The 26726-nt window shown below is 72.5% G+C and carries 22 protein-coding genes; 15 read left to right on the forward strand and 7 right to left on the reverse strand.

What is annotated here, in order from left to right; translation table 11 throughout:
* Positions 1-148 precede the first annotated feature (148 nt).
* From U5C87_RS11510 to U5C87_RS11560, 11 genes are all read left to right on the forward strand, one after another.
* Positions 149-949, forward strand: a complete 801-nt coding sequence (locus tag U5C87_RS11510; protein WP_330472733.1) for an ABC transporter permease — start codon at positions 149-151, stop codon at positions 947-949.
* A complete protein-coding gene (locus tag U5C87_RS11515; RefSeq protein ID WP_330472734.1) occupies positions 949-1695 on the forward strand; it encodes an ABC transporter ATP-binding protein in 747 nt (248 codons plus the stop codon). Before U5C87_RS11510 ends, U5C87_RS11515 begins: the two co-directional genes overlap by 1 nt.
* On the forward strand, positions 1692-3536 hold the full coding sequence (locus U5C87_RS11520) for a CDP-alcohol phosphatidyltransferase family protein (protein ID WP_330472735.1): 1845 nt from the start codon (positions 1692-1694) through the stop codon (positions 3534-3536). The genes U5C87_RS11515 and U5C87_RS11520 overlap by 4 nt, the downstream gene beginning before the upstream one ends.
* Complete coding sequence (locus U5C87_RS11525; RefSeq protein WP_330472736.1) at positions 3533-5335, forward strand: ArnT family glycosyltransferase; 1803 nt, start codon at positions 3533-3535, stop codon at positions 5333-5335. Before U5C87_RS11520 ends, U5C87_RS11525 begins: the two co-directional genes overlap by 4 nt.
* Positions 5336-5459: 124 nt before the next feature.
* Entirely contained in the window at positions 5460-6272 is an 813-nt protein-coding gene (locus U5C87_RS11530; RefSeq protein ID WP_330472737.1) for a CDP-alcohol phosphatidyltransferase family protein, read from the forward strand.
* Entirely contained in the window at positions 6272-7321 is a 1050-nt protein-coding gene (locus tag U5C87_RS11535; protein WP_330472738.1) for a glycosyltransferase, read from the forward strand. Before U5C87_RS11530 ends, U5C87_RS11535 begins: the two co-directional genes overlap by 1 nt.
* A 92-nt stretch (positions 7322-7413) precedes the next feature.
* Positions 7414-7815 (forward strand): adenylyltransferase/cytidyltransferase family protein, encoded by a 402-nt coding sequence (locus U5C87_RS11540; RefSeq protein WP_330472739.1) that lies wholly within the window; start codon positions 7414-7416, stop codon positions 7813-7815.
* A gap of 66 nt (positions 7816-7881) precedes the next feature.
* Entirely contained in the window at positions 7882-8523 is a 642-nt protein-coding gene (locus U5C87_RS11545) for a GtrA family protein (RefSeq protein ID WP_330472740.1), read from the forward strand.
* Between the two features lie 3 nt (positions 8524-8526).
* Entirely contained in the window at positions 8527-9390 is an 864-nt protein-coding gene (locus U5C87_RS11550; protein ID WP_330472741.1) for a glycosyltransferase family A protein, read from the forward strand.
* A gap of 36 nt (positions 9391-9426) precedes the next feature.
* Entirely contained in the window at positions 9427-10443 is a 1017-nt protein-coding gene (locus U5C87_RS11555; RefSeq protein ID WP_330472742.1) for a glycosyltransferase, read from the forward strand.
* A 93-nt stretch (positions 10444-10536) separates the two neighbouring features.
* The gene (locus tag U5C87_RS11560) at positions 10537-11535 is read left to right on the forward strand and encodes an NAD-dependent epimerase/dehydratase family protein (protein WP_330472743.1); all 999 of its coding nucleotides are present in this window, start codon (positions 10537-10539) and stop codon (positions 11533-11535) included.
* Here U5C87_RS11560 and U5C87_RS11565 read toward each other — a convergent pair.
* Positions 11515-13914 (reverse strand): hypothetical protein, encoded by a 2400-nt coding sequence (locus tag U5C87_RS11565; protein ID WP_330472744.1) that lies wholly within the window; start codon positions 13912-13914, stop codon positions 11515-11517. The two genes, U5C87_RS11560 and U5C87_RS11565, sit on opposite strands and share 21 nt — an antisense overlap.
* 285 nt (positions 13915-14199) lie before the next feature.
* On the opposite strand from U5C87_RS11565, the gene U5C87_RS11570 reads away from it, so the two are divergent.
* Positions 14200-16632 carry an N-acetylmuramoyl-L-alanine amidase gene (locus U5C87_RS11570; RefSeq protein ID WP_330472745.1) on the forward strand — a complete coding sequence of 811 codons (2433 nt, stop codon included), beginning with the start codon at positions 14200-14202 and terminating at the stop codon, positions 16630-16632.
* Between the two features lie 60 nt (positions 16633-16692).
* Here the strand turns inward: U5C87_RS11570 and U5C87_RS11575 are convergent, their stop codons facing one another.
* On the reverse strand, positions 16693-17328 hold the full coding sequence (locus tag U5C87_RS11575) for a CoA transferase subunit B (protein ID WP_030203034.1): 636 nt from the start codon (positions 17326-17328) through the stop codon (positions 16693-16695).
* Between the two features lies 1 nt (position 17329).
* Positions 17330-18130 carry a CoA transferase subunit A gene (locus tag U5C87_RS11580; protein ID WP_030203031.1) on the reverse strand — a complete coding sequence of 267 codons (801 nt, stop codon included), beginning with the start codon at positions 18128-18130 and terminating at the stop codon, positions 17330-17332.
* Between the two features lie 304 nt (positions 18131-18434).
* Here U5C87_RS11580 and U5C87_RS11585 point away from each other — a divergent pair, with 304 nt between their 5' ends.
* Positions 18435-20423 (forward strand): peptidoglycan-binding domain-containing protein, encoded by a 1989-nt coding sequence (locus tag U5C87_RS11585; RefSeq protein ID WP_330472746.1) that lies wholly within the window; start codon positions 18435-18437, stop codon positions 20421-20423.
* A gap of 11 nt (positions 20424-20434) precedes the next feature.
* On the opposite strand, the gene U5C87_RS11590 is transcribed toward U5C87_RS11585, so the two are convergent.
* Genes U5C87_RS11590 through U5C87_RS11605 form a run of 4 tightly spaced genes read right to left on the reverse strand, consistent with a single transcriptional unit; the run spans position 20435 to position 23495 of the window.
* Positions 20435-21199: a TIGR03089 family protein gene (locus U5C87_RS11590; RefSeq protein WP_330472747.1), complete on the reverse strand. Its 765-nt coding sequence runs from the start codon at positions 21197-21199 to the stop codon at positions 20435-20437.
* A 28-nt stretch (positions 21200-21227) separates the two neighbouring features.
* Positions 21228-22394 carry an LCP family protein gene (locus U5C87_RS11595; RefSeq protein WP_330472748.1) on the reverse strand — a complete coding sequence of 389 codons (1167 nt, stop codon included), beginning with the start codon at positions 22392-22394 and terminating at the stop codon, positions 21228-21230.
* Positions 22384-22812, reverse strand: coding sequence for a DUF2304 domain-containing protein (locus U5C87_RS11600; RefSeq protein ID WP_030203017.1), 429 nt, complete (start codon positions 22810-22812; stop codon positions 22384-22386). Before U5C87_RS11600 ends, U5C87_RS11595 begins: the two co-directional genes overlap by 11 nt.
* A complete protein-coding gene (locus tag U5C87_RS11605; protein ID WP_330472749.1) occupies positions 22809-23495 on the reverse strand; it encodes a glycosyltransferase family 2 protein in 687 nt (228 codons plus the stop codon). The genes U5C87_RS11600 and U5C87_RS11605 overlap by 4 nt, the downstream gene beginning before the upstream one ends.
* A 99-nt stretch (positions 23496-23594) precedes the next feature.
* Here U5C87_RS11605 and U5C87_RS11610 point away from each other — a divergent pair, with 99 nt between their 5' ends.
* The gene (locus U5C87_RS11610; protein ID WP_330472750.1) at positions 23595-25727 is read left to right on the forward strand and encodes a glycosyltransferase family 4 protein; all 2133 of its coding nucleotides are present in this window, start codon (positions 23595-23597) and stop codon (positions 25725-25727) included.
* A 33-nt stretch (positions 25728-25760) separates the two neighbouring features.
* Complete coding sequence (locus tag U5C87_RS11615) at positions 25761-26720, forward strand: lysylphosphatidylglycerol synthase domain-containing protein (protein WP_330472751.1); 960 nt, start codon at positions 25761-25763, stop codon at positions 26718-26720.
* Positions 26721-26726: the final 6 nt, after the last annotated feature.

Consider the following 26726-nt stretch of genomic DNA (forward strand, 5'->3'; position numbering starts at 1 on the left):
TTGTGGCATCGAGCGCCCCTCGACCGGCCCCTGCCGCCGCGGCGGTGGAGTGCGCCCCCACGCGGGAGCGGGGCCTAGACTGCCCATCGGCGGTGACCCTGATGGTCACCGCCGACCGCTCCGAAACGAGAAGGTAGGACCCGCTCGCATGATCCTGTTGCCCCAGGCGCGCGGCGTCATCGCCCGGAGGCAGGTGCTCGACACGTTGGTGCGTCGCGACCTGCGCGTGCGGTACGCCAGCAGCCCCATCGGCTATCTGTGGACGATCATCGACCCGCTGGCCATGGCGGCGATCTACTTCGTGGTCTTCACCTACATCTTCGAGGCCCGTCGCGTGGGCTACCAGCCCTACGTGCTCTTCATCCTCGTGGGCGTGCTGGCCTGGCAGTGGTTCTCCCAGTGCGCGACCGAGACCTCCCGTGCGCTGCTGGCGGAGGCCAGGCTCGTGCGGTCGACCAACCTGCCACGCGAGCTGTGGGTCGTGCGCATCGTCATCGCCAAGGGCATCGAGTTCGTGCTGTCCCTGCCGGTCCTGGCGGGCTTCGCGATCTACTTCGTCATCGCGGGGCAGACGACGGTGCACTACCGGGTCCTGCTGTTCCCGCTGGCGATCGTGCTGCAGTTCCTGCTCTCGGTCGGGCTCGGCCTGATCCTCGCGCCCGTGACGGTGATCTTCACCGACATGCCGAGGATCGTGCGCATCGCCCTGCGGATGGGCTTCTACGCGACACCGATCATCTACGGCGTCCACGCGGCCCCGCCGTTCCTGCAGAAGATCCTGCTGCTCAACCCGATGGCCGGGATCCTCGAGATGTACCGCGGGGGCTTCTTCCCGCACGAGCTCAACGTGCCCGCCATCCTCTCCTCGGTCGTCATCACGTTCATCACCCTCGTGGCCGGGACCATCGTGTTCCGGCGTCTCGAGGCCCCCGTGCTCAAGGAAATCTGATGCGTACCGTCATCGAGGCCCACGACCTCGGCATCGAGTTCTACCGCAGCCGCCGCCGCAAGATGTCGCTGCGCGAGATCGTCCTCAAGGGCAAGAACACCGCGCCCAAGGACACCTTCTGGGCGCTGCGCAACGTCTCGTTCACCGTCAAGGCGGGTGAGGCCGTCGGCCTCGTCGGAGGCAACGGCAGCGGCAAGAGCACGCTGCTGAAGATGATCGCCGGCGTGATGATCCCCGACGAGGGCGGCGTCAAGGTGCGCGGGGGAGTGGCCCCGCTCATCGAGCTGACCGGTGGCTTCCTCGGTGAGCTGACGGCCCGTGACAACCTCTACCTCGCCGGCGGCCTGCACGGCCTCAGCAAGGCCCAGATGGACGAGCGCTATGACGAGATCGTCGACTTCGCCGGTCCCCAGGTGCGCGCCGGCATGGACATGGCCTACCGGCACTTCTCGTCGGGCATGCAGGTGCGTCTCGCGTTCGCGCTGATCACGACCCTCGACGAGCCGATCGTGCTCGTCGACGAGGTGCTCGCCGTGGGTGACCGTGCCTTCCGCGAGAAGTGCTACGTCCGCATGGAGAACATGCTCGCGGGCGGCAAGACCCTCTTCATGGTGTCGCACAGCGAGGCCGACCTGCGCCGCTTCGCCGAGCGCGGGCTGTACCTCCGGCAGGGCAGCCTCGTCGGTGACGGCCCCGTCGAGGAGATCATCGAGCAGTACAACGCCGACGTGGACGCGACGAGGTGAATTGGAGCGAGCCACCCCTCGTCGGGAGTGCGCGCGCTCGGGCCCTTCGGGGCCGTTCCGCCGGTGGGGCGCTCGTCGCCCTCGGTGAGGGGGGCGTCGACCACGGCCGCAGCGAGCCGGGCCGGCTCGCCGAGGACTACGGGCTCGTGCCCCACCTCGTCGGTGGGGACCTCCCGACCGTGCTCGCGCAGCTCGCCGACCTGGCGCGCTCCGACGACACGGCGCCCCTCGTGCTCGTGGCGGCCGACCTGGCCGTGAGTCCTGTCGCGCTCCTCGACGTCCTCGACGGCGCCGACGCCACCGCAGCCCTCGTCGTCGACGGGGCCGCGGTCGCCGACCGCACGTCCGTGCCGGCCGCCGTCCGGGTGTCGCCGGCCCGGCGCCTGGTCGTCGGGGTGGGCGCGGCCGGACAGCCCGTCGCCGGCCCGACGGCGTATGCCGCGGGCGCCCTGCGCGTGCGCGCTGCCGACCGTGCCGCGCTGGCCGACACCCTCGCCGCCCTCGCCGGGACCGACCCTCTCGTCCTCGACGGTGCCGATGCGTCCGACGCCTTCGACGTCGCGCTGCTCGCGGCCGTCCGCGCGGGTCTCGCCGTCCGGGCCGTGACCCTGGCCCACCAGCAGGTCCGTCGCGGGGCCTGGCACGTCGCCGGGGCGCCCGGCTCGCCCTGGCAGCAACGCCTTCGCGCCGCCTCGCGGGGCAACGACGGGGTGTTCTCGACGCTGGCGATCCGTCCGATCTCACGCCGCCTCACGGCATACGGCCTCGGTCGTGACTGGTCACCCAACGTCGTGACCGGCGTCAGCCTCGGCCTCGGCCTCGCCGCGTGCGCGGCCGTCGCGACCGGGCTGTGGTGGGCCTGGCTGCTCGGCGCGGTGCTGCTGCAGGCCTCGCTCGTCGTCGACTGCGTCGACGGGGAGATCGCCCGCTTCACCCGCGTCTCCAGCTCCCTCGGCGCCTGGCTCGACGCGGTGAGCGACCGCGTCAAGGAATTCGCCATGGTCGCGGCCCTTGCGTGGGTCGCCGCGCGTCGGGGCAGCGACCTGTGGTGGCTCGCGATCGTCGTCCTCGCGATCTTCGCCGTGCGCCACGTCGAGGACCACGCGTATGCCATGCGCGGGCGGGCGCAGCTGCTCGGCGGGGACGGCTGGCCGGAGCATCCCGTCGAGGCGGGCGCCGGCCTCCCGACAGCCGTCCCGTCGCCGCCCGGCCCCCGGGCCCGTCTGGTGCGCGACGCGAAGCAGGTGCTTCACCTGCCCGTCGCCGAGCGCTACCTCATCATGTCGCTCGGGCTGCTCACCATGAGCCCGGCCGTGGTGCTCTGGGCCCTCGGTGTCGCCTCGGTCCTCGCGCTCGCCTGGACGCAGACCGGCCGGCTGGCGCGCGCGGTCACGGGACGCGACGGCTTCCGCCGCGACCGCCCCGACCACCAGCTGGCAGACCTGTGCGACCTCGCCGTGCTGCCCCGGCCCTCGGGGACCTCCCGACTCGCATGGCAGCTGCCCGGGGCCTTGCTGGCCGTGGAGGCGGCGGCGCTCCTGCTCGCCGCCGGCCTCGACACCGATGCGCGCGCCGCTGCCTACGCCTGGCTCGCCGTCGTGTGCTGGCGCGCCTACGACAACGTCTACCGCCTGCGCGAGACCGGTCGGGGCGGAGCGGCGTGGCTTCGCCACCTGACCGGCTTTGAGGTCCGTATCGTCGTTCTCTCAGGGATCGGAGGCAGTCTGGCGGCTCCGGCCATGGCACTGGTGGTCGGGGCGCTCGTGCTCGCCGCCCTCTCCGTTGGGGAGTCCATGACCTTCTGGCGCCAGCACCTCGGGAGGAAGGCACAACAAGGATGAAGACGTGGTCGGCGCTCGTGGGCGAGCGGTGGGGGAGCTCAGGTGCCGGCCGTCGTTCGAGGCGCGAGATGGCTCTCGCCTGGGTGGTCGCGCTCGCCGTCGCGGCGCTCTACGTCGTCAACGCCGCCGTGCACGGGGCCCTCGGCGCCGCGCGCAACGACGACTGGGTCTACTACCGTCTCGCGTTCGAGTTCTTCCGGACCGGCCACCTCGAGGTCGACCCCTACACGAGCACCCTCCTCGTCGGGCAGATCGTCGCCGCCCAGCCGGTCATCGCCGTCTTCGGCGAGTCCGTCGCGGCGCTGCAGATCGCGGTGGCCCTGCTGTCCGCCGTCACGCTCGCCTCCTCCTACCTCTTCCTGCGCCACTTCCTTCCGGTCACGTGGGCCGTCGCGAGCGTGGCCTGCCTCGCCGTCGGCCCGCTGTGGGGCGGGCTCAGCGTCTCGTTCATGTCCGAGGTGCCGGCCCTCGCCCTGCAGGTGCTCGCACTCTGCGCCGCGGTCCCGGCGCTTCGGGGTCCACGCCTGCGCTGGGGGTGGCTCGTGTGGTCGCTCGCCCTGTCGTTGGCGGCCTTCAGCGTGCGCGAGTACGCCCTCGCCGCACCGGCCGCCATCCTGCTCACCGCCTACCGCGTGCACGGACCCGGAGGCGCGCCGTGGCGACGCCGCGACGACCCGCAGGTCCGCCGCGTCCTGCTCGGGCTCGTCGCAGCCGGCCTCGTCTGGTGCGCCGCCGCGGCAGCTCTCGTGGTCTGGCGCGGCACGCTCGTCACCGAGCCCCGCGCCCTCTCGGCGCAGATCGAGCTCGGCCAGCGGGTGGCCTACGTCACCGTGGGCCTGCTGACCACGACGGGCTTCATGCTCTTCCCGGTCGCCCTGGCCGTCTGGAGGGGCGGTGGGTGGCGTCGCCTCCGGCGCTGGTGGCCCCTGCCGGTGGCGCTGGTCGTCGGCTTCACGCTCACGGCGCACGTGCTGCGATACCCGCTGCTGCTCGGCAACTACCTCCGCCTCGGCGGGTCCTACTCGGGCACCCTCGCGGGGTCTGCCCCTCGCGTCTTCTCCGAGCAGGTCTGGTGGTGCATCATGGCCGTCGCCAACGTGTCGACGGCGCTGCTCCTGACCTTCGCCGTCGTCCATGCGACCGACCTGCTGCGTCGGCGCTCGCGCACGCTGTCGCCCGACTCCCTGGCGGCGGAGGAGCCCGTCGGACCGCGCCGGCAGCGGGGGATCGACCCAGCCCCACGGCTCGCGCTCGTGTTCGGCGTCGCCGGCGTCGCACTCACGATCGTCGTCTGCCTCATCACCCACGCCCGGCCCCTCGACCGCTACGTCATCGGTTCGATCCCGTTCCTCGCCGCGGCGGGGCTGCACGTCTCGCGCTCACGCCGACCGCAGCGTGCGGGCACGATCGTGTCCGCGGTCGGCCTCGTGCTGCTCGCCGCGGTCGGGGTGACCCAGGTGGACGCGTCGGCGACGTTCGACGGTGCCAAGTGGAGCCTCGGCGAGCAGGCGGTGCGCGCCGGCTACACGGCCGAGACCGTCGACGCCGGCTACGAGTGGTTCGGGCTGCACCAGCCCACCCCGGTGATCTACGACCCCCGTCGCGAGCTCGGCTACTCGTCGTGGGTCACGACGCTCTTCCAGGACGCGCGGGTCTGCGTCAACGGCCAGTTCGCACCGCGGCCGACTCACCGCGAGCCCTATCCCGGCGAGGTCGTACGCGTCCGGCGGACCACCCTGACCGGCCTGGACTACACGCTCATCGGCCGCAGCACCGACCGCAACTGCTCGAACCCGTGACCGCCGGCCCGCCGCGGCCGGAGTCCGGTCCGACTCCCGCCTGCGTCCTACGACCCGCCGCCGTGACCTCTGCGACCTCCGCTCCGGCGGGTTCATCACCACGGCCGTCGACAGGGCAGGATAGGTGCCCGTGACCCACGACCCCTCGAACGACCGCCCTAGCATCGACGAGCTCAAGGCCGTGGCCCAGCCGCCCGAGCACATCGCCCGCTACAACGCGGAGCACTGGGCCGGGGCGCTCTACATCCGGCACATCTCGATCTACGCCACGAGGGCGCTGCTGCCCACCCGCATCAGCCCCAACGGGGTCACCTGGCTGATGATCCTCGTCGGCGTGCTCGGCGCCGCGGCCATCCCGTTCGGCGGGATCGTGGGTCCGGTCGTCGCCGTCGTCGCGATGCAGCTGCAGATCCTGCTCGACTGCTCCGACGGCGAGGTGGCGCGGTGGCGCCAGCGGTTCTCGCCCGCGGGCATCTACCTCGACCGCATCGGTCACTACGTCACCGAGGCCGCCATCCCGATCGCGATCGGGCTGCGCGCCGACGAGTGGACCCCGGCCCACCCCCTCGACCTCGGGGCGTTCACCGTCGCCGGACTGTTCGTGGCCGTCGTCGTGCTCGTCAACAAGGCGTTCACCGACCTCGTCATCGTCGCGCGGGCCAAGACCGGCCGACCGCTGCTCGACGACGTCGCCCAGACGGCGGCCTCGAAGGTGTCCGGCATCGCGCGCGTGCGCCGGGCGGCCGGGCACCTGCCGTTCTTCCGGGCCTTCGTCGCCGTGGAGGCCAGCCTGCTCGCCCTCGCCGCTGCGGTCGTCGACCTCGTCCGCGGTGACGTGCTCGGCACGCAGGTGCTGGTCGTCGTCATGATCCCCCTCGCCCTGCTCACCGCCGCCGGGCACCTCGTCGGCGTCCTCACGAGCTCGAGGCTCGACTGATGCCGGCGGAGCAACCGAACCCGCAGCACGCGGACCAGCCGGAGCGTCGGGGCGCCGACAGCCCCCTCGAGCCGCAGCGGGTCGTCCAGTGGGCCCAGGAGCGCGGCGAGGTCGGGGGCGTCATGACGAGCCACCGCCAGATGACCGAGGTGCTCCGGGCCGCCGGCCACGACGTCAGCTACGTCGACACGGGGTCGCTGGCCCGGGCCGTGCGCGCCGTGCCGTCGCTCCTGCGCGGGCGGGCGCTCCACGTCCTGCACATCACCCGGCTGTGGCGTGCGGCCCAGCTCGCCCCGGTGCTCCCGGTGCTGCCCGGCACCAAGGCCCTCGTCCTGCACTCGGGCTCGACGGAAGGGCAGCTGGCCGCCATGCGTCCGGCCCAGCGGGCCGTGGTGCTGCGCGCTCTGCACGTCTTCGACGAGCTCTGGGTCGTCAACGCCGCGATCCGTGACCTGCTGCCCGAGACCCTGGCCGCACGCACCACCGTCGTGACGCCCTTCGACGCCCGCGCGGTCGCGAGCCGAGGGGCCGAGACGAGGGACCCGCACGCCCTGGCCCTCGCCACGAACTCCGGGTTGGCGCACTACAACGCCCAGGCCGGGGTCGAGGCGGTGCGGCAGGTGCGGTCGGAGTGGCCCGACGCCACCCTGCACCTGCTCGCCTACGGGCACGAGGGTGCCGAGCTGGCGCGCCTGCGGTCCGAGGTCGCCGACCTCGACTGGGTCGAGCTCGAGTTCGACGTGCCGGCCGAGAAGGTCAACGCGATCCTGGCCCGCTCCGGCGTCCTGCTGCGGCCGACGAGCTGGGACGGCGACTCCGTCATCGTCCGCGAGGCGCTCGCCATGGGGGCCCGGGTCGTGGCCAGCGACGCGTCGCCGCGGCCCCGTGGCGTCGAGCTGGCCGGCATCGACCCCGCCCGGATCGCCGAGGCCGTGCTCCGGGGCGGCCGGCCCAGCGACGGCGCAGGGCTCGTGGACACGACCCTGGCCGAGGCGGCCACGCACGCGCTCGGTTCGGCTCGGTCGAGGGCCGGGAGGTCCAGGCGGTAGCCTCGGACCCTTCGGCCCGCGACCGCGGCCGCCGAACGCTCGCCGCCACCGCAGCCTCGCCGCTCGCGCACCCGCCCTCGAGGAGGAGACCTGTGTCTCAGAGGACCGTCATCACCTTCGGCACGTTCGACGTGTTCCACGTCGGGCACGTCCGAGTGCTGCAGCGCGCGGCCGAGCTGGGGGACCGGCTCGTCGTGGGGGTGTCCTCGGACGCCCTGAACTTCTCGAAGAAGGGGCGCGCGCCGGTCTTCAACGAGGACGAGCGGCTCGAGATCATCAGCAGCCTGCGCGTCGTCGACGCGGTGTTCCTCGAGGAGTCCCTCGAGAAGAAGCGCGACTACATCCTCGAGCACGGGGCCGACGTCCTCGTCATGGGCGACGACTGGGCCGGCCGGTTCGACTGGGTCAAGGACGTCTGCGAGGTCGTCTACCTCCCGCGCACTCCCTCCGTGTCCACGACCGGCCTCATCGAGCACATCTCCGGCCTGTCCTGAGCCGTCGCGCCGCGCCTCCCGGCCGCAGGATTGGGTCGGCCGTGACGCTGCCACTACCATCGTCGGGTGCCCCAGGTTCCCGAACACGACCGAGCCCGGTCGGCCCCCGGTGACCACGCAGGCTCGAACGGGGAGGCGCCGCCCGGGGTGAGCGGGGAGGACGGTCTGCTGCTGCGGGTCATCAAGGACCGGCGCGTGGCCTTCCTCTTCGTCGGCGGCCTCAACACCGTCATCGGGACCTTGTGGTTCCTGCTGTTCGACTCGCTGCTGGGCACGAAGTGGAACGGCTACGGCCACTATCCCGCGCTCGTGATCACCTACGTCTTCTCGATCCTGTGCGCGTTCGTGCTCTACCGCAAGATCGTCTTCCGGGTCCACGGCAACGTCTGGCGCGACCTGGGCCGCTTCAGCACCGTCTACATCAGTGCGTTCGCGGTCAACCTCGTGATGCTCTGGGTCATGGTGCACGTCTTCCACTGGCCGGCGTTCCTGTCACAGTGCCTCATCACGTTCATCACGACGATCTTCAGCTGGGTCGGCCACAACCGCTACTCGTTCCGGCGCCCCGAGGCGGAGGCCGATGCCTCTTCCGAACCCGGGCCCGACGCGGGGGCCGCAGCGACCCCGGCTGGCTCGACTCCTGCAGGGGCGGCCACGCCGGACGCCGCCCACCCCCTCGACGTCAACGCACCAGCCAAGGAGAAGTGAGCCGTGCCCCCGACCGTGTCCGTCGTCGTGCCCGCCTACAACAACGCCGACTTCATCGAGGCCACCCTCGACTCGATCCTGGCCCAGACGTTCACGGACTTCGAGCTGCTCGTCGCCGACCACTCGAGCACCGACGACACGTGGGAGCGCATCCAGCGCTACGCCGCCGACGACCGCGTGCGGCTCATGCAGACGCCGGCCGGGGGAGGGGCGCCGGCCAACTGGTCGCGCGTCACCCGCGAGGCAACGGGGGAGTACCTCAAGCTCGTCTGTGGTGACGACCTCATCGACCCCCGGTGCCTCGAGCTGCAGGTGGCGGCCATGGAGGCCAACCCCGAGGTCGTGCTCGCGTCCAGCCGGCGCACCCTCATCGACGCGCACGGTGCCACGGTCGCCCAGGCGCGCGGCCTCGCCGGCCTCACGGGCCGCCAGCCCGGGCGGGTCGCCGCGCGGCGCGCCGTCATCGTCGGCTCCAACATCTTCGGCGAGCCCGCGTGCGTGCTCATGCGGCGGGCCGACTTCGAGCGGGCCGGTGGGTGGGCCGACACCGAGCCCTACGTCATCGACCAGCAGACGTTCTGCAACGTCCTCATGCTGGGGGACTTCTACGCCCTGCCCGAGTCGCTCGCCAGCTTCCGCCTCAGTGCCTCGCAGTGGAGCGTCGACCTCGCCCGTCAGCAGTCCGACCAGGTCGTGAGGTTCCACCACCGCCTGGCCGAGCAGAACCCCGGCCTGCTCTCGCGCGCCGACCTGCTGCGCGGTGACAACCTCGCGCGTGCCATGGCCTACGTGCGTCGCCTCGCCTACATCTGGCTCGGGCACAAGATGACGCCCCCCGACCTCGTGCGCGACCAGGTCGAGGCCTGAGTCGGTCACCGGCACCGGATCCCTTAGTCTCGTAGCGTGTCAAGCCCCCTTCCTGCGCCGCAGCCCGACCTCGTGCACCGGATCTCGGTGGTGACACCCGTCTACAAGGGCGAGCTGACGCTCCCGACGCTCGCCCAGGAGATGACGGCGCTGCTCGGCGAGCAGGTCTCTCCCGACGGGCACCGCTGGGAGCTGACCGAGTGGCTCCTGGTCCACGACAACGGGCCCGACGCCTCGGCCGACACCATCGCCGCCCTCGCCGCCGAGCACTCGTTCGTGCGACCGATCTGGCTCAGCCGCAACTACGGCCAGCACCCGGCCACCCTCGCCGGCATGGCCTCGAGCAGCGGCGACTGGATCGTGACGCTCGACGAGGACGGCCAGCACGACCCCGCCGACATCGGGCGGTTCCTCGACGTCGCGCTGCGCGACAACGCCCACCTCGTCTACGCCGAGCCCACCAACGAGGCGCCGCACGGGTTCCTGCGCAACGCCGCGTCCAAGGGTGCCAAGTGGGTCTTCGCGAGCTTCCTCGCGGGCGGCGCCGTCCAGACCTTCCAGAGCTACCGGCTCGTCCTCGGTGAGCTGGGTCGGAGCGTGGCAGCCTATGCCGGCGCCGGCGTCTACCTCGACGTGGCCCTCGGGTGGGTCGTCGGGCGCATCTCCCACGTCGACATCGAGCTGCGCGAGGAGGGCGGCCGCCCCTCCGGCTACAGCATGCGACGGCTGCTCTCGCACTTCTGGCGGCTCGTGCTCTCGAGCGGCACCCGTGGCCTGCGCGTCGTGAGCGCGCTGGGCGTCGTCTTCGGCCTGGCCGGGGTGCTCTTCGCGCTCTACCTCGTCATCTCCTCGGGGATGGGCCGGCCCACCCCGGAGGGCTGGACCTCCAACATGGTCGTCGTGCTGCTCAGCACCGGCGCGATCCTCTTCTCGCTCGGCATCATCGCCGAGTACATCGGCGTCGCCGTGGGCATGGCCATGGGCAAGCCGCCCTACCTCATCATCAGCGACCCGAAGAACGGTCCCCTCGGTCGGCGGCCGGGATCCCGGTGACGAGCCGACGCCGAGCGGGCTGCGGGGCCTGACGTGGGTCCCGAGGCACGCTCCGACGCGAGTCCCGGCACGGGCGTCGGTGTGGGGACCGACGTGGTCACCGACCTGGGCACCGACGCGGCCACCGTGATCGGGGACGCTCCGCTCACCTGGGTCGTCGGTGCCGGTGGTCTCCTCGGCCAGCACGTCGTGCGGGCCCTGCGCCCCCGCGGCGTGCTCTTCGACGCCCCGCGGGTGCCCTGGGCCGACCCGGCCGCGGCCGCGCGGACGCTGGAGCAGACGGCGAGGCGCCTCGTGGCGTCCGCCGACGGGCGTCCGTGGCAGGTGGTGTGGTGCGCGGGAGCCGGGGTCACCGGCACGTCGGCGGCGTCGTTCGAGACCGAGCACGACCTCCTCGTCAGCGCCCTGCGGGGTCTGGAGGGTCCGCGCGAGGTGATGGCGCGCGGCGCGTTCTTCCTCGCCTCCTCGGCCGGCGGGGTCTACGCCGGGGCCGGTGCGTCCCCCTACGACGAGTTCTCCCCGACGAGACCGCTGGCCGACTACGGCTGGGCCAAGCTGCGTGCCGAGGCGACCGTGACCCAGTGGGCCGGGGGAGGGTGCGCCGTCGTCATCGGGCGCATCGCCAACCTCTACGGCCCTGGCCAGAACCTCGCGAAGCCACAGGGCCTGGTCTCGCAGCTGTGCGCGGCGCACCTCGAGCGCCGGCCGGCCTCGATCTGGGTCTCGCTCGACACGCTGCGCGACTACATCTATGCGCCGGACTGCGCGCAGATGGTGCTCGCCTGCCTCGACCGCGCTCGACGTGAGCGCGCCGCGCAGGGGGTCGGCGACTCCCTCGTCGTGACGAAGATCCTCGCCACCCAGCGCGCCATCACCATCGGCGCCGTCATCGCCGAGCTGCGCCGGATCTTCCGCCGGCGCCCTGCCGTCGTGCTCGGCGCCTCACCCGTCTCGGCGCTCCAGTCCCGTGACCTGAGCCTCACCTCGCGCGTGTGGCCCGAGATCGACCAGCGGACGCTGACGACGTTCCCGGCCGGGGTCGCCTCGACCCTGCAGGACCTGCAGCAGCGGCTACAGCTTCGCTCGCACTGAGGGCTCCGGCTCGGAGGGCTGAGGGGACTCAGCGGGCTCCGCCGGCGTCGCCGACTGCTCTTCCCGGTCGGACCTTTCGGACCCGTCGGACGGCCCGGACCCGTTGCCCGGTGCGCCCGTGTCCTCGCTCCGGGACGCCGGCTCGTCGGGGGAGTCGTTCGCGCCGGTGCCACTCGCTCGGGTGGACCGGCGGCGGCGGCGCAGGGCGGCGACCACGATCCAGGCGAGCGCCAGGAACGCCGCCGCCACGAGCGTCGCCAGCTCCAGGGCCCAACCGGGCGGGCTGAACGACACGGTCACCTGCTGCCCGGCCGAACCGGCCGGCACGGCGACGGTGACGAGGTAGCCGTCCGTCGGGTCCACGAGCGAGGCACCGCTCACGGTGTAGCCCGGCCACTGCAGCCGGCTCAGCACCACGCGCCCGCCGCCGCTCGGCACCTTGTCGACGGTGAAGGTGACCGAGCGCGCGTCGCTGCTCGTCTGCGAGACCGCGACCCCGTCGGAGGCCCACGTGACCCCGCCTGCCGGGGGCAGCACGCGGTCGCGGACCCAGGTGACGGCATACGTGCTGCGGTAGGCGACGTGCCACCCCGCCGGCGGGTTCTCGAGGCGGGTGGCCTTGAAGTCCTTGCGCAGCAGCTGGAGCGAGCTCACCGACAGCAGGTCGGCCCGCACGCTCCCGGTGGCGGGGTCGGTCTCGAACAGTGCGGTCAGGCCCCGGGGGCAGAGGTTGCCGCTGTAGAGCACGCAGAAGCGCTTGGTGTACGTCTCGTAGCCGATGGTCGTGTAGGTGCTCTGCACGGGGTGCGGGCTGAGGTACCACGAGCTGGCCATGAGGAAGTCGCGGCTCGCGGCAGGATCGGCGATGAGGACCTTCTCGATGTTGCCGATGACGATGGTGTCGCCCTCAGCGGCGGACGCGGGGCGGGAGTAGTCGCTCACCGCGGCCGGCATGTGCCGGTCGTTGGACGACGGGCTCGGGAACGCCTGGAGCTGCACGGCGAGGACGACGAGCCCCCACACCGCGACGAACGCCAGGGCCGCTGTCGTGCGGCGGTGCGCGCCCTCGGCGCCCGCCGGTGCGCGCAGGCGCAGGATGGTCCACGTCACCGCGAGACCCACGAGCACGAGCGCCGTGCCGAGGGCGATGAGCGACCGGGCGTCCCACGAGCGCGAGACCGTGAGGTAGCCCGCGACGAACGCCACCCCGAGCGCGCCCACCAGCCGTCGGACCGAGGGACGGGATGCGCCCGCCCGCGACAGGATGATCATGACCGTCAGCACCACGAGGAGCGTGACGATGGGCAGCACGCGCATCGGCCACCGGATGGGTCCGACCTGGTTGGGGCCGAGCAACCACATGAGCATGACGAGCAGCACGAGGAGCAGGCCGACGAGGTCGCGCAGCACCGGCCGCAGGCGGTCGACCCGGACCCACATGAGCAAGGGGAGGAACCACGCGATGTAGGCCGTGGGCTGGGTGCGGTCGGTGAAGGGCAGCATCGAGGTCATGACGCCCGACAGGGTGCCCTGCAGGCGCCCGTCGCTGATGATCTCGAAGCCGAGCCGCGTCGTGACGGGTGCGGTCAGCACGCCGGGGAGGTAGACCGTGACGGCGAGCAGTCCGCAGATGACCCCGACGAGGACGACGCGCAGCGCACCGCCCCATCGACGGGCCAGCGCGCAGTCGATGATCGTCGCGACCCCGACGAGGACGATGTAGAGCGTGCCGTAGACGTAGCCGACGGAGACGATGAGCCACCCGAGCACGAGCACCGCAGCCGGGCTCGCCCAGCGGACGGCGCCGTGCGGCCGCCCGGGCCGCTCGGGCCGGTCGGGGAGGGGGACGGCGACCCGGCGCAGCTGCCACCAGAAGAGGGGGAGCAGTGCCCAGGTCATCTGGCCCGTGACCCACGAGGGGGACTCGAGGTAGAGCGTCGCCCCACCGAGCGCGGAGGCCACGCCGGCGACGAAGGCCGCGGGTGGGCTCGCCCGGTAGGACCGGGCCAGGGCGTAGGTGCCGAGGGACCCGGCCACGAGCAGCGAGATCTTGACGAGCGTGGCGAAGACGACGGCGTTGGGCGTCGCGGACGCAAGGAGGCCGATGAGGGCGGTCAGGGGGCTGAACAGGCCCCACTGGCCCTCGGCCACGAAGTTGCCCGCCGCCCACACCTGCGGGTCGAAGAGCGGCCAGTGCCCGGCCCGGAGCTGTTGCCCCAGGTGGTACCACTGGCCGAACGCGCCGATCTGCGTGTCACCGAAGAAGTAGAAGCGCCGCTCGTGGACGAGGGGTACGAGCGCTGCCACGACCGAGGTGACGAGTGTGAGAAGAGCCCACAGGCGACCTCCGGAGCGGTCGTCGGTCGTCTTCCGGGTCACCTGGCACCCATCCCTCTGTCGGCAGTCTCGAGTCGGCCGGCAGTCCCCGACGGCGGGCATCCTCGGACGCCACGACCGCCCGAAGGGCGCCGACCACCCCGACAGCCTAGTGCGTCACGGGCAGGGCGAGGCTCGCCCAAGGCCCGTGCGACGGCGGCACCCGGGCCGGGAGGCGCCGCGTCCTGCCGTCTGACGACAGCCCACAGCAGCCCAGGACCCCACCCTCGTGAACGACGCCGTACGGTGAGAAAACGGATATAACGCCCATACGTAAGAGGTCTCCCGATGACGTCCCACCCCCTCCCACCTCCCCGACGCGTCGGCCGGCTCGTCGGCCAGCTCGCCGGCCCCCGTGTCAGTCACCGTGTCGCTCACCGAGCCGCGATCGCAGGTCTGCTCCTCGCCCTGCTCGGCTCCGTCGCTCCCTCGGTCGCCTCGGCGACTCCCTCCACCGCAGCCGCAGCCGCAGCCGCGTCCGCCGCCGCCGGGCATGTACCCGCTCTCGGCGCCCAGGGCCCGCCGGTCGCGCCCCGCGTGACCCGCCTGCCGATCCCGGCGGTGGCGCCCGGCAAGAGTGGCGCGGTCTCCGCGGCCGGGGACCGGGTCGCCGCTGCCACGACGAAGGTGGGCATCCCGTTCGACGTCGCGGGCGTCACCTTCTCCGGCACCGTCCCGGCCGGCACGAGCATCGAGCTGCGCACCCGGACCTCGCAGGGCTGGAGCGCCTGGGTGCCCGTGGAGCTCGACTCCGAGGACGGGCCCGACGCCGGCTCGAGCGAGGCCCGCCGTCAGAAGGCAGGCTCGGTGGCCGTGGCGGCCGCCGATTCAGACGGCGTCGACGTGCGCGTCTCGAACCGCGGCGGCCCGCTCCCTCGCGACCTCACCCTGAGCGTCGTCGACGGCGGCAGTGCGCCGGCCGACGCGACGCTGGCTCCCGAGGTCCCGCAGGACACCCAGGCTGCGCCAGCGGTGGATGGCTCCACCTCCAGCGGCACCCCGCAGGGCGTGGCTGCCGCGACGGCCTCGGTGTCTGCCCCGGCCATCGTGTCGCGTCGCGCCTGGGGCGCCGACGAGAGCCTCATGCCCTGCCAGCCGGACCCGCTCGCCGGCTTCAAGGCCGCGGTCGTGCACCACACGGTCAACGTCAACACCTACAGCGCCGCCGAGGCGCCGGCCCTCATGCGCAGCATCTTTGCCTTCCACACCCAGAGCCGCGGCTGGTGCGACATCGGCTACAACTTCCTCGTCGACCGTTTCGGCCGCATCTACGAGGGCCGCAAGGGCGGCCTCTCCGGGTTCACGCAGGGAGCGCAGGCCGGCGGTTTCAACCACGTCACCCTCGGCGTCTCGGTGATCGGCGACTTCACGTCGGTCTCCTTCCCGAGCGCCGTCCGGACCGCCGTCGCCGAGGTCGTCGCGTGGCAGGCCGACCGCAGCGCGTTCGACCCCGCGTCCTCGGTCACCCTGACGTCCGGGGGCAGCACCCGTTACGACGCTGGCGTGCGGGTGACGAAGCCGCGCGTCATGGGTCACCGCGACCTCAGCCTGACCAGCTGCCCGGGCGACGCGGCATACCCCCAGGTCTCGGGCATCCGCTCGTCCGCGGCGTCCCAGTGGCGTGCCGGGCAGTATGCCGGCCGCGCCGGGGGATACACCCCGTTCCCGGCCAAGCGCTTCCTCGACACCCGGAGTGGGCTGGGTGCCGCGCGTGCACCGCTGACCGCCGGCGGCACGATCACGATCCGTCCGCCCGGCCTGCCGTCGGACGTCACGGCCGTGACGCTCAACCTCACGACGACCTCCGCGACACGCACCACGTCGGTCGCGGTCTACCCCGCCGGGGTGGCGCCTCGCAGCTCGTCGGTGCTCAACACCGGTCCGGGTCGCACGACGGCGGCGGCCGTCACGGTCGGCGTCGGGGCCGGTGGCGCGATCACGATCCGCAACGGCGGGGGCAGCGTGCACGTCATCGCCGATCTCGCAGGCGTCTACTCCACGGGGTCGTCGCCGGGGCTCGTCGGCAGCTTCCGCCGGGTCCTCGACACCCGCTCGGGTCTCGGCGCGCCGGCGGCTCGCATCGAGCCGTCCCGCCCGCTGACGCTGAGCCTGCCGGGACTGCCCGCGGGCACGCGGGCCGTCAACCTCAACCTCACCGTGACCCGGGCGCAGGGGTCGGGCTACCTGACGGCGTATGCCGGTGGGTCGAGGCGGCCGGCCACCTCGAACCTCAACTTCGTGAAGGGACAGAACGTCGCCAACCTCGCGACGGTGCCCGTCGGTCCCGGTGGCACGGTGACCATCCACGCGACGGCACCGACCGACGTCGTCGCGGACCTGCAAGGCGTCTTCGTGCTCGGCACGGGGTCGCGGTTCACGCCGGTCAGCCCGCGGCGGGTGCTCGACACCCGCTACGGATGGGGGACGGGGTACGGTCCGCTCGACGGGGGGCGCGCCCTGGCCGTGTCGGTCGGCAACATCCCCGGTTCGGCGAGCGGAGTCGCGATGTCACTGTCGGCCACGGGCGCCACGCTGCCGACGGCGCTCACGCTCTATCCGACCGGATCACCGCGACCTGTCACCTCCAACATCAATGTGACTCCGGGACAGGCGATCTCGGGACTTGCGGTGTCGGGCATCCGGTCCTCGAGCGTGTCCGTCAGCAGCACGTCGGGCTCGGTCGCCGTCATCGGTGACCTGATGGGCTACTACGGCGGCTGACACGGACGAAGGGCCCCTCCGCGCGTCGGAGGGGCCCTTCGTCGTCCTGCTCGAGGCGCCTTACAGGCCGCTGATGAGCTCGGGCTCCGTGCGCTCGCGCACCTCGGCCTCGGTCACCCCGGGCGCGAGCTCGCGCAGCACGAGGCCCTCGGGAGTGACGTCGAGGACGCACAGGTCGGTGATGATGCGCTGGACGACACCGCGGCCGGTGTAGGGCAGCGAGCACTCCTTGACGATCTTGTAGGAGCCGTCCCGAGCGTTGTGCTCCATGAGGACGATGACCTTCTTGGCGCCGTGGACGAGGTCCATCGCGCCGCCCATGCCCTTGACCATCTTGCCGGGGATCATCCAGTTGGCGATGTCGCCGCCCTCGCTGACCTGCATGGCCCCGAGGATGGCGGCGTCGACCTTGCCACCGCGGATCATCCCGAAGCTCGTCGCCGAGTCGAAGAACGCCGCGCCCTTGCGCAGGGTCACGGTCTCCTTGCCGGCGTTGATGAGGTCGGGGTCCTCGTCGCCGTCGAGCGGATAGGCGCCGACGCCGAGGATGCCGTTCTCGGACTGCAGCACGATCTCGACGTCGTCGGGCACGTAGTTCGGCACGAGGGTGGGCAGGCCGATGCCGAGGTTGACGTAGGCGCCGTCGGAGAGCTCGGCGGCGGCGCGCGCGGCCATCTGCTCGCGGGTCAGTGCCATGTCAGGACTCCTGCTCGGTCGTGGTGGAGGCGGTGCGCGGGCGGACCGTGCGGCGCTCGATGCGCTTGTCGGCGGCCTGCTCGGCCGTCAGCGGGAGCACGCGCTGCACGAAGATGCCGGGCAGGTGGATCTCGTCGGGGTCGAGCTGCCCGGGCTCGACGAGCTCCTCGACCTCGGCGACCGTAATGCGGCCGGCCATGGCGCAGAGCGGGTTGAAGTTGCGGGCGGACTGGTTGAAGACGAGGTTGCCGTGGCGGTCGCCCTTGGCCGCGCGGACGAGGCCGAAGTCGGTCGTGATGGCCTGCTCGAGGACGAAGGTCCTGGTCTCGCCCATCCACTCGAAGTCCTGGGTCTGCTTGGGCGGCGAGGCGACGGCGATGTTGCCGGCGTCGTCGTAGCGCCAGGGGAGTCCGCCCTCGGCGATCTGCGTGCCGACACCGGTCATCGTGAAGAAGGCGCCGATGCCCGACCCGCCGGCCCGCAGCCGCTCGGCGAGCGTGCCCTGCGGCGTCAGCTCGACCTCGAGCTCGCCCGAGAGGTACTGCCGCTCGAACTCCTTGTTCTCGCCGACGTACGAGCTGACCATCCTGCGGATCCGCTTGTCGCGCAACAGGATTCCTAGCCCCCAGTCGTCGACGCCGCAGTTGTTCGAGACGGCCTCGAGGTCGGTGAGCCCAGCGTCGTGGATCGCTGCGATGAGCACGGAAGGGATGCCGCAGAGGCCGAAACCGCCAACCGAGAGCGACATTCCGTCGCTGATCCCGGCGATGGCCTCCTGTGGGGTGGAGACGACTTTGTCCATGGCCGGACTCTATCCGCGCGGCGGGGCCGTGGTGCCGTGGGGTCGACCCACACGATCGGCCCGACCTGTGGTCGCCGAGCACGTATGCCGTGGGGCCGGCCGCGCGGCCGAGGCGACGTCCGTGCCCCGGTGGGAGGCCGCTCCGGAGGCCCCCGTGAATGACAGCGGTGTCATTCGACGGGCGCCAGAAGAACACCTCTGTAATTCACCGGACCGCCTTGTGGTCCCTGTGACTGGAGTGCATAAATGGTGCGGGAGTAAACCCGGATCACCACTCGTTTCCCGCCTGTCGAAGAGGTTCACCATGGCCCTGCGCCGACGCCCGCTGGGCCTCGTCCTCGCCCTTCCCGCGCTGACGGTGCCGATGGCGGCGCAGCCGGCGGCAGCGGTCCAGGCCCCTCCGACGCGCACCCTGCCCAGCGGCCTCGACGTCTACGTGCCCTACCAGGGCCAGACGATCTGCGACCCGGTCGCCCGGCCGGGGGTGCTCGCCTTCGCGCGGCTCATGACCTCGCACTACGGCATGGGCTCGACAGGTCTCATCGGCCGCACCTGCGGCAGCGGCCCCTCGGAGCACTACGACGGGCGCGCCTGGGACTGGATGCTCAACGTGAACAACCCCTCGCAGGAGGCGGTGGCGCAGTCGGTCCTCGCCTGGCTCACCGGGCCGGACAAGAACGGCGTCAAGGGCGCCATGGCGCGCCGGTTCGGGATCATGTACATCATCCACGACCGCAAGATGTGGCGGGCGTACGCGACCGAGCGCGGCTGGGCGCCCTACTACGGCAGCTCTCCCCACACCGACCACATCCACTTCAGCTTCAACTACGACGGCGCCGCGGGGCGCACCTCGTGGTGGACCGGTGTCCCGACCACGAGCTACCTCACCTCGCTCCCGCGCGCCGGGTCGACGCTCCCGACGACGCCGCCCTCGACGCCGACCACGCCGACGACGCCCGTCCCGACGACGGCGGTCGTGCTGTCGCCGGGCATGCGGTCCGAGGCGGTGCGCCAGCTGCAGGTCCGGCTCGGCAATTTGCCCACCACCGGCTACTACGGTGACCAGACCAAGGCGCGGGTCACTGCCTACCAGGCGTTCGTCGGTCTGCCCCGCACGGGCACCGCGGACCTGCGCACCCAGGAGATCCTCGCCGCTCGCGGCTGGAAGAGCGTCACCGACGCCTACCCGACGCTGAGGCCCGGCACGACCTCCGCCGCGGTCAAGACCCTCCAGTCGAAGCTCGGCGCGCTGCCGACGACGGGCTACTACGGCAGCCTGACCCAGGCCCGGGTCACGGCCTACCAGAAGTTCGTCGGCCTCCCGCAGACCGGCATCGCCGACCCGGTGACGCAGGCCCGGCTCTGGGTGCGTGGCTGGACCGGCACCGCGGCAGCGTCCGCTCCGGCCCCCACCTACCCGACCCTGCGCGTCGGCATGACCTCGGCTGCCGTCAAGACGCTCCAGTCGAAGCTCGGCGCCCTCCCGACGACGGGCTACTACGGCAGCCTGACGGAGGCCCGCGTCAAGGCCTACCAGCGGTACGTCGGCCTGCCGCAGACCGGCGTCGCCGACGCGAGGACGCAGCAGACGCTCTTCCTGCGGGGGTGGACCGGCACGGCCCGGGCGGTCGTGCTCGTGAGCCCGCCCTCGCCGTCCCCCGCGGGCGCGGTCAGCACCGTGAGCGCGGTCAGCACCGACGGCACGACACGCCCGACGGTGACGTCCGCGGACCTGCCCACCACCCGTACGACCAGCACGACCGCCACCAGCACGACCAGCACGACCGGGAGGGGCCCCGCCATGACCGCCTACGCCAGCACGTCGTCACGCACGAGCCCCGGGGTCGCGAGCGTCGACGTCGGCACGACCTACACGGCATACAAGAGCCTGATGCTGGCGCCCGGCTCGCGTGGTGCGGCGGTGCGCGTCCTGCAGCGGGCCCTGGGCGGGCTCGCGGTCGACGGCGTCTTCGGGACGGTGACACGCGACAAGGTCGTCTCGCTCCAGCGGTCGCTGGCCGTGCCGCAGACGGGAGTCGTGACGCCCGAGCTCTGGGACGTGTTCGAGGCACGTGACTTCCCGTTCGTGGCCGACCGTTCCACGGTGCTGCGCGCCGGCGACACGGGACCGCAGGTGGTGGCCGTGCAGCGGCTCCTCGGCGTGCGCCAGACGGGTGTCTTCGACCTCGCGACGCGTGAGGCCGTCAAGGCGGCGCAGGCGCGCGCCGGGCTGGCGAGCACCGGCGTCGTGGCCTCGCGGACGTGGTCGCTCTTCGACCGGCTGTCCGCGTGATCCCTTGACGCTCAGGCGTTCTCGCGTGCGTCGACGCTGACACCCTCGGACGCGAAGCGGTCGGCGAGGTCGGTGCGGTCACCGCGCACGAGCACGATCGACCCGTCGGCAGACCAGGCGGCCAGGGCGGCGCGCAGGACGCGCTCGAGCCCACCCGCGAGGGCGACGCGGGGCGAGGGCCCCCACCCGTCGTCGGGCACCACGACCGAGCCGTATGCCGTGTCGACGCCTCCCGCGACCAGGGCGACGTCGCCGGCCTCGGGGTCCGACATGGGGGAGAAGAGGTCGCCGTGGGTGGCGAGCTCACGGGCCTCGTCGACGGCGCCGGGTGCCTCGCCGGCCTCCGGGTGGCTGCGGGCCAGGGCCGGGAGCGAGACGAGGACCGCGTCCCCGCCGTGCGCCGCAGCGGCTGCGGGGGAGTCGGTGACGAGCACGTCGGCCCCGAGCACGTCGGACCCGTCCCCGTCGGATCCGTCCCCGTCGGAGCCGACGACGACCGTCGCACCGACCGACCACGTCGCGAGCGCCCAGTAGAGGGAGCGCCAGTGCGCCGGCAGGTCGAGCCCGACCGTCGTGCCGGGTCCCGCGGCGGCGTCGTCCTGGAGCAGGTTCGCCGCCTTCGACACCCAGTTGGCGAGGACGCGGGCGCTCAGCTCGATGCGCTCGCCGGCGGTCGGCCCCGGACCGTCGTCGTACCACGTGAGACGGGGCCGCCCGGGGTCGGAGGCGACCATCCGGGCCAGCACGTCGGAGGGCAGGGTCAGCGGCGCGCTCATCGGAGCCCGCCCGTCGGTACGCGCAGCATCAGCTGTTCTTCGCTCCTTCGACCGTCGTGCCGGGAGGCGGCTCGGTCAGCGGCTCGTCGTTCTTCAGGGCTGAGAAGAGTGCCTTGGCGCGCTCGGTGTCCCACTTGACCGCCAGGGCGCCTCCGCTCGTGCGGTAGGCGAGGTTCGACGTCGGCACCGAGAGCGAGAGGCCCTCGTCGTTGCTGACCGCGCGCATCGCCTGGAGCACCCGCACGGCGTCCATGATCCCGGTCTGCGTGCCGACGGCGAGGCCGGCCGCCGAGGCGTCGGCGAAGCTCTTGTAGCGCCACGGGATGAGCACGGTCGACGGCGTCGCGGCCTTCTTCATGAGCGCGCCGAGGAACTGGCGCTGGCGGGCGGCGCGGCCGATGTCGCCCAGCGGGTCTTCGTGGCGGGAGCGGACGTAGCCGAGGGCGTTGCCGCCGTCGAGCGTCTGACAGCCCTTCTTGAGGTCGATCCCGGCCAGCTTGTCCTTCATGTCGCGCGCGACGCAGAGGTCGACGCCGCCGACGCTGTCGACGACGGCGGCGAAGCCGCCCAGACCGATCTCGACGTAGCCGTCGACGTGGATGCCGGTGACCTGCTCGACGGTGTTCGTGAGCAGCTTGGGGCCGCCGATGGAGTAGGCGGCGTTGATCTTGTTGGAGCCGTGGCCCGGGATCGGGACGTAGGAGTCGCGCGGCAGCGAGACCATGACCGGCTTGCCGCCGCTCTCGGAGACGTGCACGAGCATGATCGTGTCGGTCCGGTTGCCGGCCGCGTTGCCCGTGGCGTACTTCTTGCGCTGCTCCTTGGTCAGGCCCTCACGGCTGTCGGAGCCGACGAGCAGGTAGTTGTAGCCCGAGGTGTCGGTGGGTCGCTCGCCGTCGGGGATGTTGTCGACCTTGTTGACCGAGCCCCAGGCCTGCATGGGCACCCAGACCATGAAGCCGATCCACGCGAGGAGCAGCACGAGCAGCGCGATGAGCACCGTGCGTCCCTTGCGCCAGCGGTAGCGCGGCTCGCGCTCGGGGATGTCGCCGGGACCACCGCGCCGGCCCCCACCCTCGCGGGTGTCGACGACGTCGACGTCGCTGCCGGCACCGGCGCGCTTCGGGCGGCGCCGGGTGTCGACGACGTAGGCGTCGTCGCGGCCGGGGCGAGGAGTGCTCGGATCAGTCGGCATCGGCTGCCTTCACGCTCGGGGACGGAGGAACTTCGCCGGACAGTGTGGCAGCCGAACCTGTCGACTTCACGTGCTCGGACGCCGGGGGCACCTCGTCGAGGGCGATCCGCCGGGCGAGGCGCGTGTAGCGGGTCTCCATGGCGCGGAAGCGCTTGTACGTCGTCACGACGAAGCCGAGGAAGGCGACGGCGAGCCCGTAGAGGATGAGGTCGGCGCCGCGGCCGACGCCGAGCGTCTTGGCGAGGTTGGTCCACGTCTTGCTCGGGTCGATGATCGAGTAGACGACGAGCGCGAGCAGCAGCAGCAGCCCGAGACGGCGCACCGCCTGCGTGCGCTGACCGCTGCCGGCCAGCAGCCGCCACGCGATGACGACGGTCGCGAGGATGAGCAGGATCTGGATGACACTCTGTCGGCTCATCGCCAGATCAGCTCCGCCAGGATGTTGATGGCGTTCCACAGCGACTGGCCCTTGGCCCTGCTGTAGTCGGTGTAGAGGATGTGCACGGGTTCCTCCGCGTAGGCGACCTTCGCGCCGTCGAAGCGCATCGAGCCGATCTGGGCGACGATCTCGGACGCGTGGGCCATCCGGTTCTGGGTGATGTCGAGCTTCTCGACGACGTCCCGGTGCAGCACGCGCAAACCGTTGTGGGCGTCCGTCAGGCGGGTCCCGGTCGTGGCGTTGGTGTAGGTCACGGCCGCACGCAGGACGAGCCGCTTGCCGAGGGAGGCCTCGGTGCGCTCGTCGAGGAAGCGGGAGCCGAAGACGACCCGCACGTCGCCCTGCCGGATGCGCTCGAGCATGACCTCGACGTCGCGGATCTGGTGCTGGCCGTCGGCGTCGTAGGTCACGACGTAGCGCATGGCCGGGTCACCCAGGGCGTACTCGAAGCCGGTCTGCAGCGCAGCGCCCTGGCCGAGGTTCACCGGGTGGCGCACCACGGCCGCCCCGGCCTGCTCGGCGATGTCGGCCGAGGCGTCGCGCGAGCCGTCGTCGATGCACACGATGTTGGGGAAGACCGTGCGTGCCTCGCGGACGACGTCGGCGATGACTGCGGCCTCGTTGTACAGCGGCACGACCAGCCACACGTCCTCGTTCTGCATGGCCCCCAGCGTAGAGGCGTCGGCGCCCCGGACCCGACACGCGAGGCTCGCACGGCAGCACACGCCACGGCGGACGCCGGCAACTAGAGTCGGAGCACCATGACGGACGCGTTGTCACAGGGCTCCCCGTTGCGGGGCCACCAGTCCTCCGGGGCTCCCGGAGCCGCATCCCACCTCGGGTCCGTGCCCGAGGCCGACGACTCCACGGCCTCCACGGCCTCCGCTGCGCTCCGTATCGCGATCGTCGGCCCGACCCACCCGCACAAGGGCGGGGTCGCCGCGCACACGACGATGCTCGCCCACCACCTGGCGGACGCCGGTCACGACGTCACGCTCGTGTCGTGGGCCCACCTCTACCCCTCGAAGCTGCACCACGCGGACGCGTCGGTGCCCGACGGGCTCCCCGAGGTCCCGCCGTTCCCACGCACGATCCGTGCCCTCAGCTGGGCCCGCCCCGACACGTGGGTGCGCGCCGGGCGGCGCCTGCGCGACGTCGACGCGATCCTCGTGGTCCACGTCATGCCCGCGGTCGTGCCGGCCCACCTCGCGCTGCTTCGTGCAGCGGGGGCCGTGCCGGGTCTGGCCGGCCCGCGGCCGCAGTCGGTCGTCGTGTGCCACAACGTCCTCCCGCACGAGCCGCACGTCGGCGACGCCCGCCTCATGGCCGCTCTCTTCGCCCGTGTCGACTCGGTCCTCGTGCACAGCACCGATCAGGCGCGGGTCGCGCACGACCTCGGGGCGCGCCGGGTGTCCGTCGCCGACCTGCCGCCACACCTGCCCGGGGGAGACCCCATCGCCCGGGGTCCGCGGCCGGGTCCCACGAGGCTGCTCGCCCTGGGGCTGATCCGTGAGTACAAGGGCATCGACGTCCTGCTGCGGGCCATGCGCTCGGTCCCCGAGGTGACGCTGACCATCGCAGGCGAGATCTGGGGGGCCAACCGCGGCGTCATCAGCCGGCTCGCGTCCGACCCGGCGCTCGCGGGCCGCGTCGAGATCCGCGACGGCTACGTGCCCGCCGATGCCCTCGCCGCGCTCCTCGCCGACCACGACGTGCTCGCCCTGCCGTACCGCTCCGCCACCGCGTCGCAGAACGTCATCCTCGGCCACGCGCACGGACTGCCGGTGCTCGCCTCGGACATCGCCCCCTTCTCCCAGCAGGTCGTCGACGGCGTCAACGGCCTGCTCGTGCCGCCCGAGGACGAGCGTGCGCTGGCGGGCGCGCTGCGTCGGCTGGGCGACCCGGACGTGCGCCGGCGCCTCGCCGAGGGCGTGCAGACGCCGGACCTCTCCGGCCCGTGGGCGCACTACCTCGGCACCCTCGAGGCGCTCTCCGTCGACGAGAGCGTGCTGCTCGGTGACACGGGTTCGTATGCCGTCACCCCCGGCCCGCACTCCGGTGACGGTCCCGAGGACGGCGTGGACGACGACGATCCCCACGACGGCGACGGCGACGGTGACGACGGCGGCCTCGACCCCGGCCGGGGCCCGGTGTCCCGACAGGCGCGGGTCGTCGCGGGCGCGGCACGACACGCGGCCGGACGGGTGCGGCGCACCGTGACCCGGGCCGTCGCCTCACGGCGCCCCCTCGTGACCCTACGCCCGGACGACCTGCCCGACTGGGTGCTCGCGACCGACGTGCTCGGCGAGCCCGACGAGGCGGACGACGCCCGCCGGCTCTCGCGCATCCTCGGGCTGCCGCGGTCGCTCGACAGCGTCTCCGCGTGGGCGGCGCTCGGGGCGCTGGCGGCGATCCTGCGGGTCCGCGACGACGGCCGGCGCAGCGCCGTCATCGTCGACGAGGGCGGCACGCGGTCCCTGCTGTCCCGGTGGGCCCGGGCCGTCGGCTTCGCGCCGGTCGAGATCGACTTCACCGGGTCGCACCCGAGCGTGGCGGCGCTCGACGTCGACACCGGCTCGCTCGACGTCATCGTGCGCATCCACCCGAGCGGCTGCGACGCCGACGACGTCGACCACGTCCTCGAGCAGGCGTCGTGGGCGCTGCGCTCGGGCGGGCTGCTCGTCCTGACGATCCCGATCGGCCCGCGTGCGGCCGAGGGGGCGGTCGGCCCGGCCGACGTGCGCGGCATCCTCGCCCGCGCCCACGACCTCGGCTTCGTGCTCATCGGTGACCTCGACGGCGACGTCAACGCGCGGATGCGGGAGGCGGCGTCACGTGCGCGCGCCGACGACGCGGCATACGGCCTCGTGCGTCTCAGCCTGAGACGGCGCTGAGCACCCCCGTGCGACTGCGATGATGGGGCGGACATGACCCGCAAGAAGATCCTCACCGTCCTCCGCGTGGCCATCGCGCTCGTCACCCTCGCTGCCGTCGTCTACGCCGTCGCGCGCAACTGGGCCGACGTCTCGGTGCACCTCGACGAGATCTCGTGGTCGACGTTCCTCTGGTCCACGCTCGCTGCCGCCGTCGGCACCTGGCTGACGATGATCGGCTGGAAGACGCTGCTGCGCGACCTCGGTTCCGACCTGCACCTCGCCCCGGCGTCCGGCGTCTACTTCGTCGGTCAGCTCGGCAAGTACCTCCCGGGCTCGCTGTGGTCGGTGCTCGTCCAGGCGGACATCGCGAGCCACCTCAAGGTGCCGCGTCGGCGCACGGCGGTCACGGGGCTGCTCGCACTCGGGCTGTCCCTGCTGACCGGGCTGCTCGTCGGCCTGCCGGCGGCGTCCTTCCTCGTCACCCGTGGGTCCTCGGGCTTCGACTGGTGGCTGCTGCTCGGCATCCCGATCCTCGTGGTGCTGTGCGTCCCACGGCTGCTCAACGCGATCATCGACCGGATGCTGCGCACGCTGAAGCGCGAGCCGCTCGAGCACGGCCTGTCCGCCGGTGCCGTGCTGCGGGCCGTCGCGACCTTCGTCCTCGTGTGGATCTCGTTCGGCATCCACACGCTGCTGCTGGCTCGCGCGGTCGCCGGCACCGGCGCCCCGCACCCGGACCTCACCACCGCGGCGATGACGGGCTACGCCCTGTCGGTCTCGCTCGGCATGCTCACGATCGTCCTGCCGGCCGGCCTCGGCGCCCGCGAGGGGCTGCTGACGCTCATCCTCTCGACCGCGATCCCGACCCCGGCGGCCGCCGCGGTCGCGATCATGTCGCGCTTCATCGTGACCATCGTCGACGTGCTGGCGGCCCTCGGTGGCTGGCTCTACGCCCGGTCGCACCACCTCATCAGCGAGCGGCACGCCGAGGAGCGCGACCTCGCGGCCTGACGCCCG

Source organism: Terrabacter sp. C0L_2 (genome assembly GCF_036352015.1).
Classification (GTDB): Bacteria; Actinomycetota; Actinomycetes; order Actinomycetales; family Dermatophilaceae; genus Terrabacter; species Terrabacter tumescens.

Excerpts from the sequence above, each read along its gene's own strand:
- U5C87_RS11510 (WP_330472733.1), top strand. The coding sequence starts at position 149 with ATGATCCTGTTGCCCCAGGCGCGCGGCGTCATCGCCCGGAGGCAGGTG.
- U5C87_RS11515 (WP_330472734.1), top strand. The coding sequence starts at position 949 with ATGCGTACCGTCATCGAGGCCCACGACCTCGGCATCGAGTTCTACCGC.
- U5C87_RS11525 (WP_330472736.1), top strand. The coding sequence starts at position 3,533 with ATGAAGACGTGGTCGGCGCTCGTGGGCGAGCGGTGGGGGAGCTCAGGT.
- U5C87_RS11535 (WP_330472738.1), top strand. The coding sequence starts at position 6,272 with ATGCCGGCGGAGCAACCGAACCCGCAGCACGCGGACCAGCCGGAGCGT.
- U5C87_RS11570 (WP_330472745.1), top strand. The coding sequence starts at position 14,200 with ATGACGTCCCACCCCCTCCCACCTCCCCGACGCGTCGGCCGGCTCGTC.
- U5C87_RS11575 (WP_030203034.1), bottom strand. The coding sequence starts at position 17,328 with ATGGCACTGACCCGCGAGCAGATGGCCGCGCGCGCCGCCGCCGAGCTC.
- U5C87_RS11580 (WP_030203031.1), bottom strand. The coding sequence starts at position 18,130 with ATGGACAAAGTCGTCTCCACCCCACAGGAGGCCATCGCCGGGATCAGC.
- U5C87_RS11585 (WP_330472746.1), top strand. The coding sequence starts at position 18,435 with ATGGCCCTGCGCCGACGCCCGCTGGGCCTCGTCCTCGCCCTTCCCGCG.
- U5C87_RS11590 (WP_330472747.1), bottom strand. The coding sequence starts at position 21,199 with ATGAGCGCGCCGCTGACCCTGCCCTCCGACGTGCTGGCCCGGATGGTC.
- U5C87_RS11595 (WP_330472748.1), bottom strand. The coding sequence starts at position 22,394 with ATGCCGACTGATCCGAGCACTCCTCGCCCCGGCCGCGACGACGCCTAC.
- U5C87_RS11600 (WP_030203017.1), bottom strand. The coding sequence starts at position 22,812 with ATGAGCCGACAGAGTGTCATCCAGATCCTGCTCATCCTCGCGACCGTC.
- U5C87_RS11605 (WP_330472749.1), bottom strand. The coding sequence starts at position 23,495 with ATGCAGAACGAGGACGTGTGGCTGGTCGTGCCGCTGTACAACGAGGCC.
- U5C87_RS11610 (WP_330472750.1), top strand. The coding sequence starts at position 23,595 with ATGACGGACGCGTTGTCACAGGGCTCCCCGTTGCGGGGCCACCAGTCC.
- U5C87_RS11615 (WP_330472751.1), top strand. The coding sequence starts at position 25,761 with ATGACCCGCAAGAAGATCCTCACCGTCCTCCGCGTGGCCATCGCGCTC.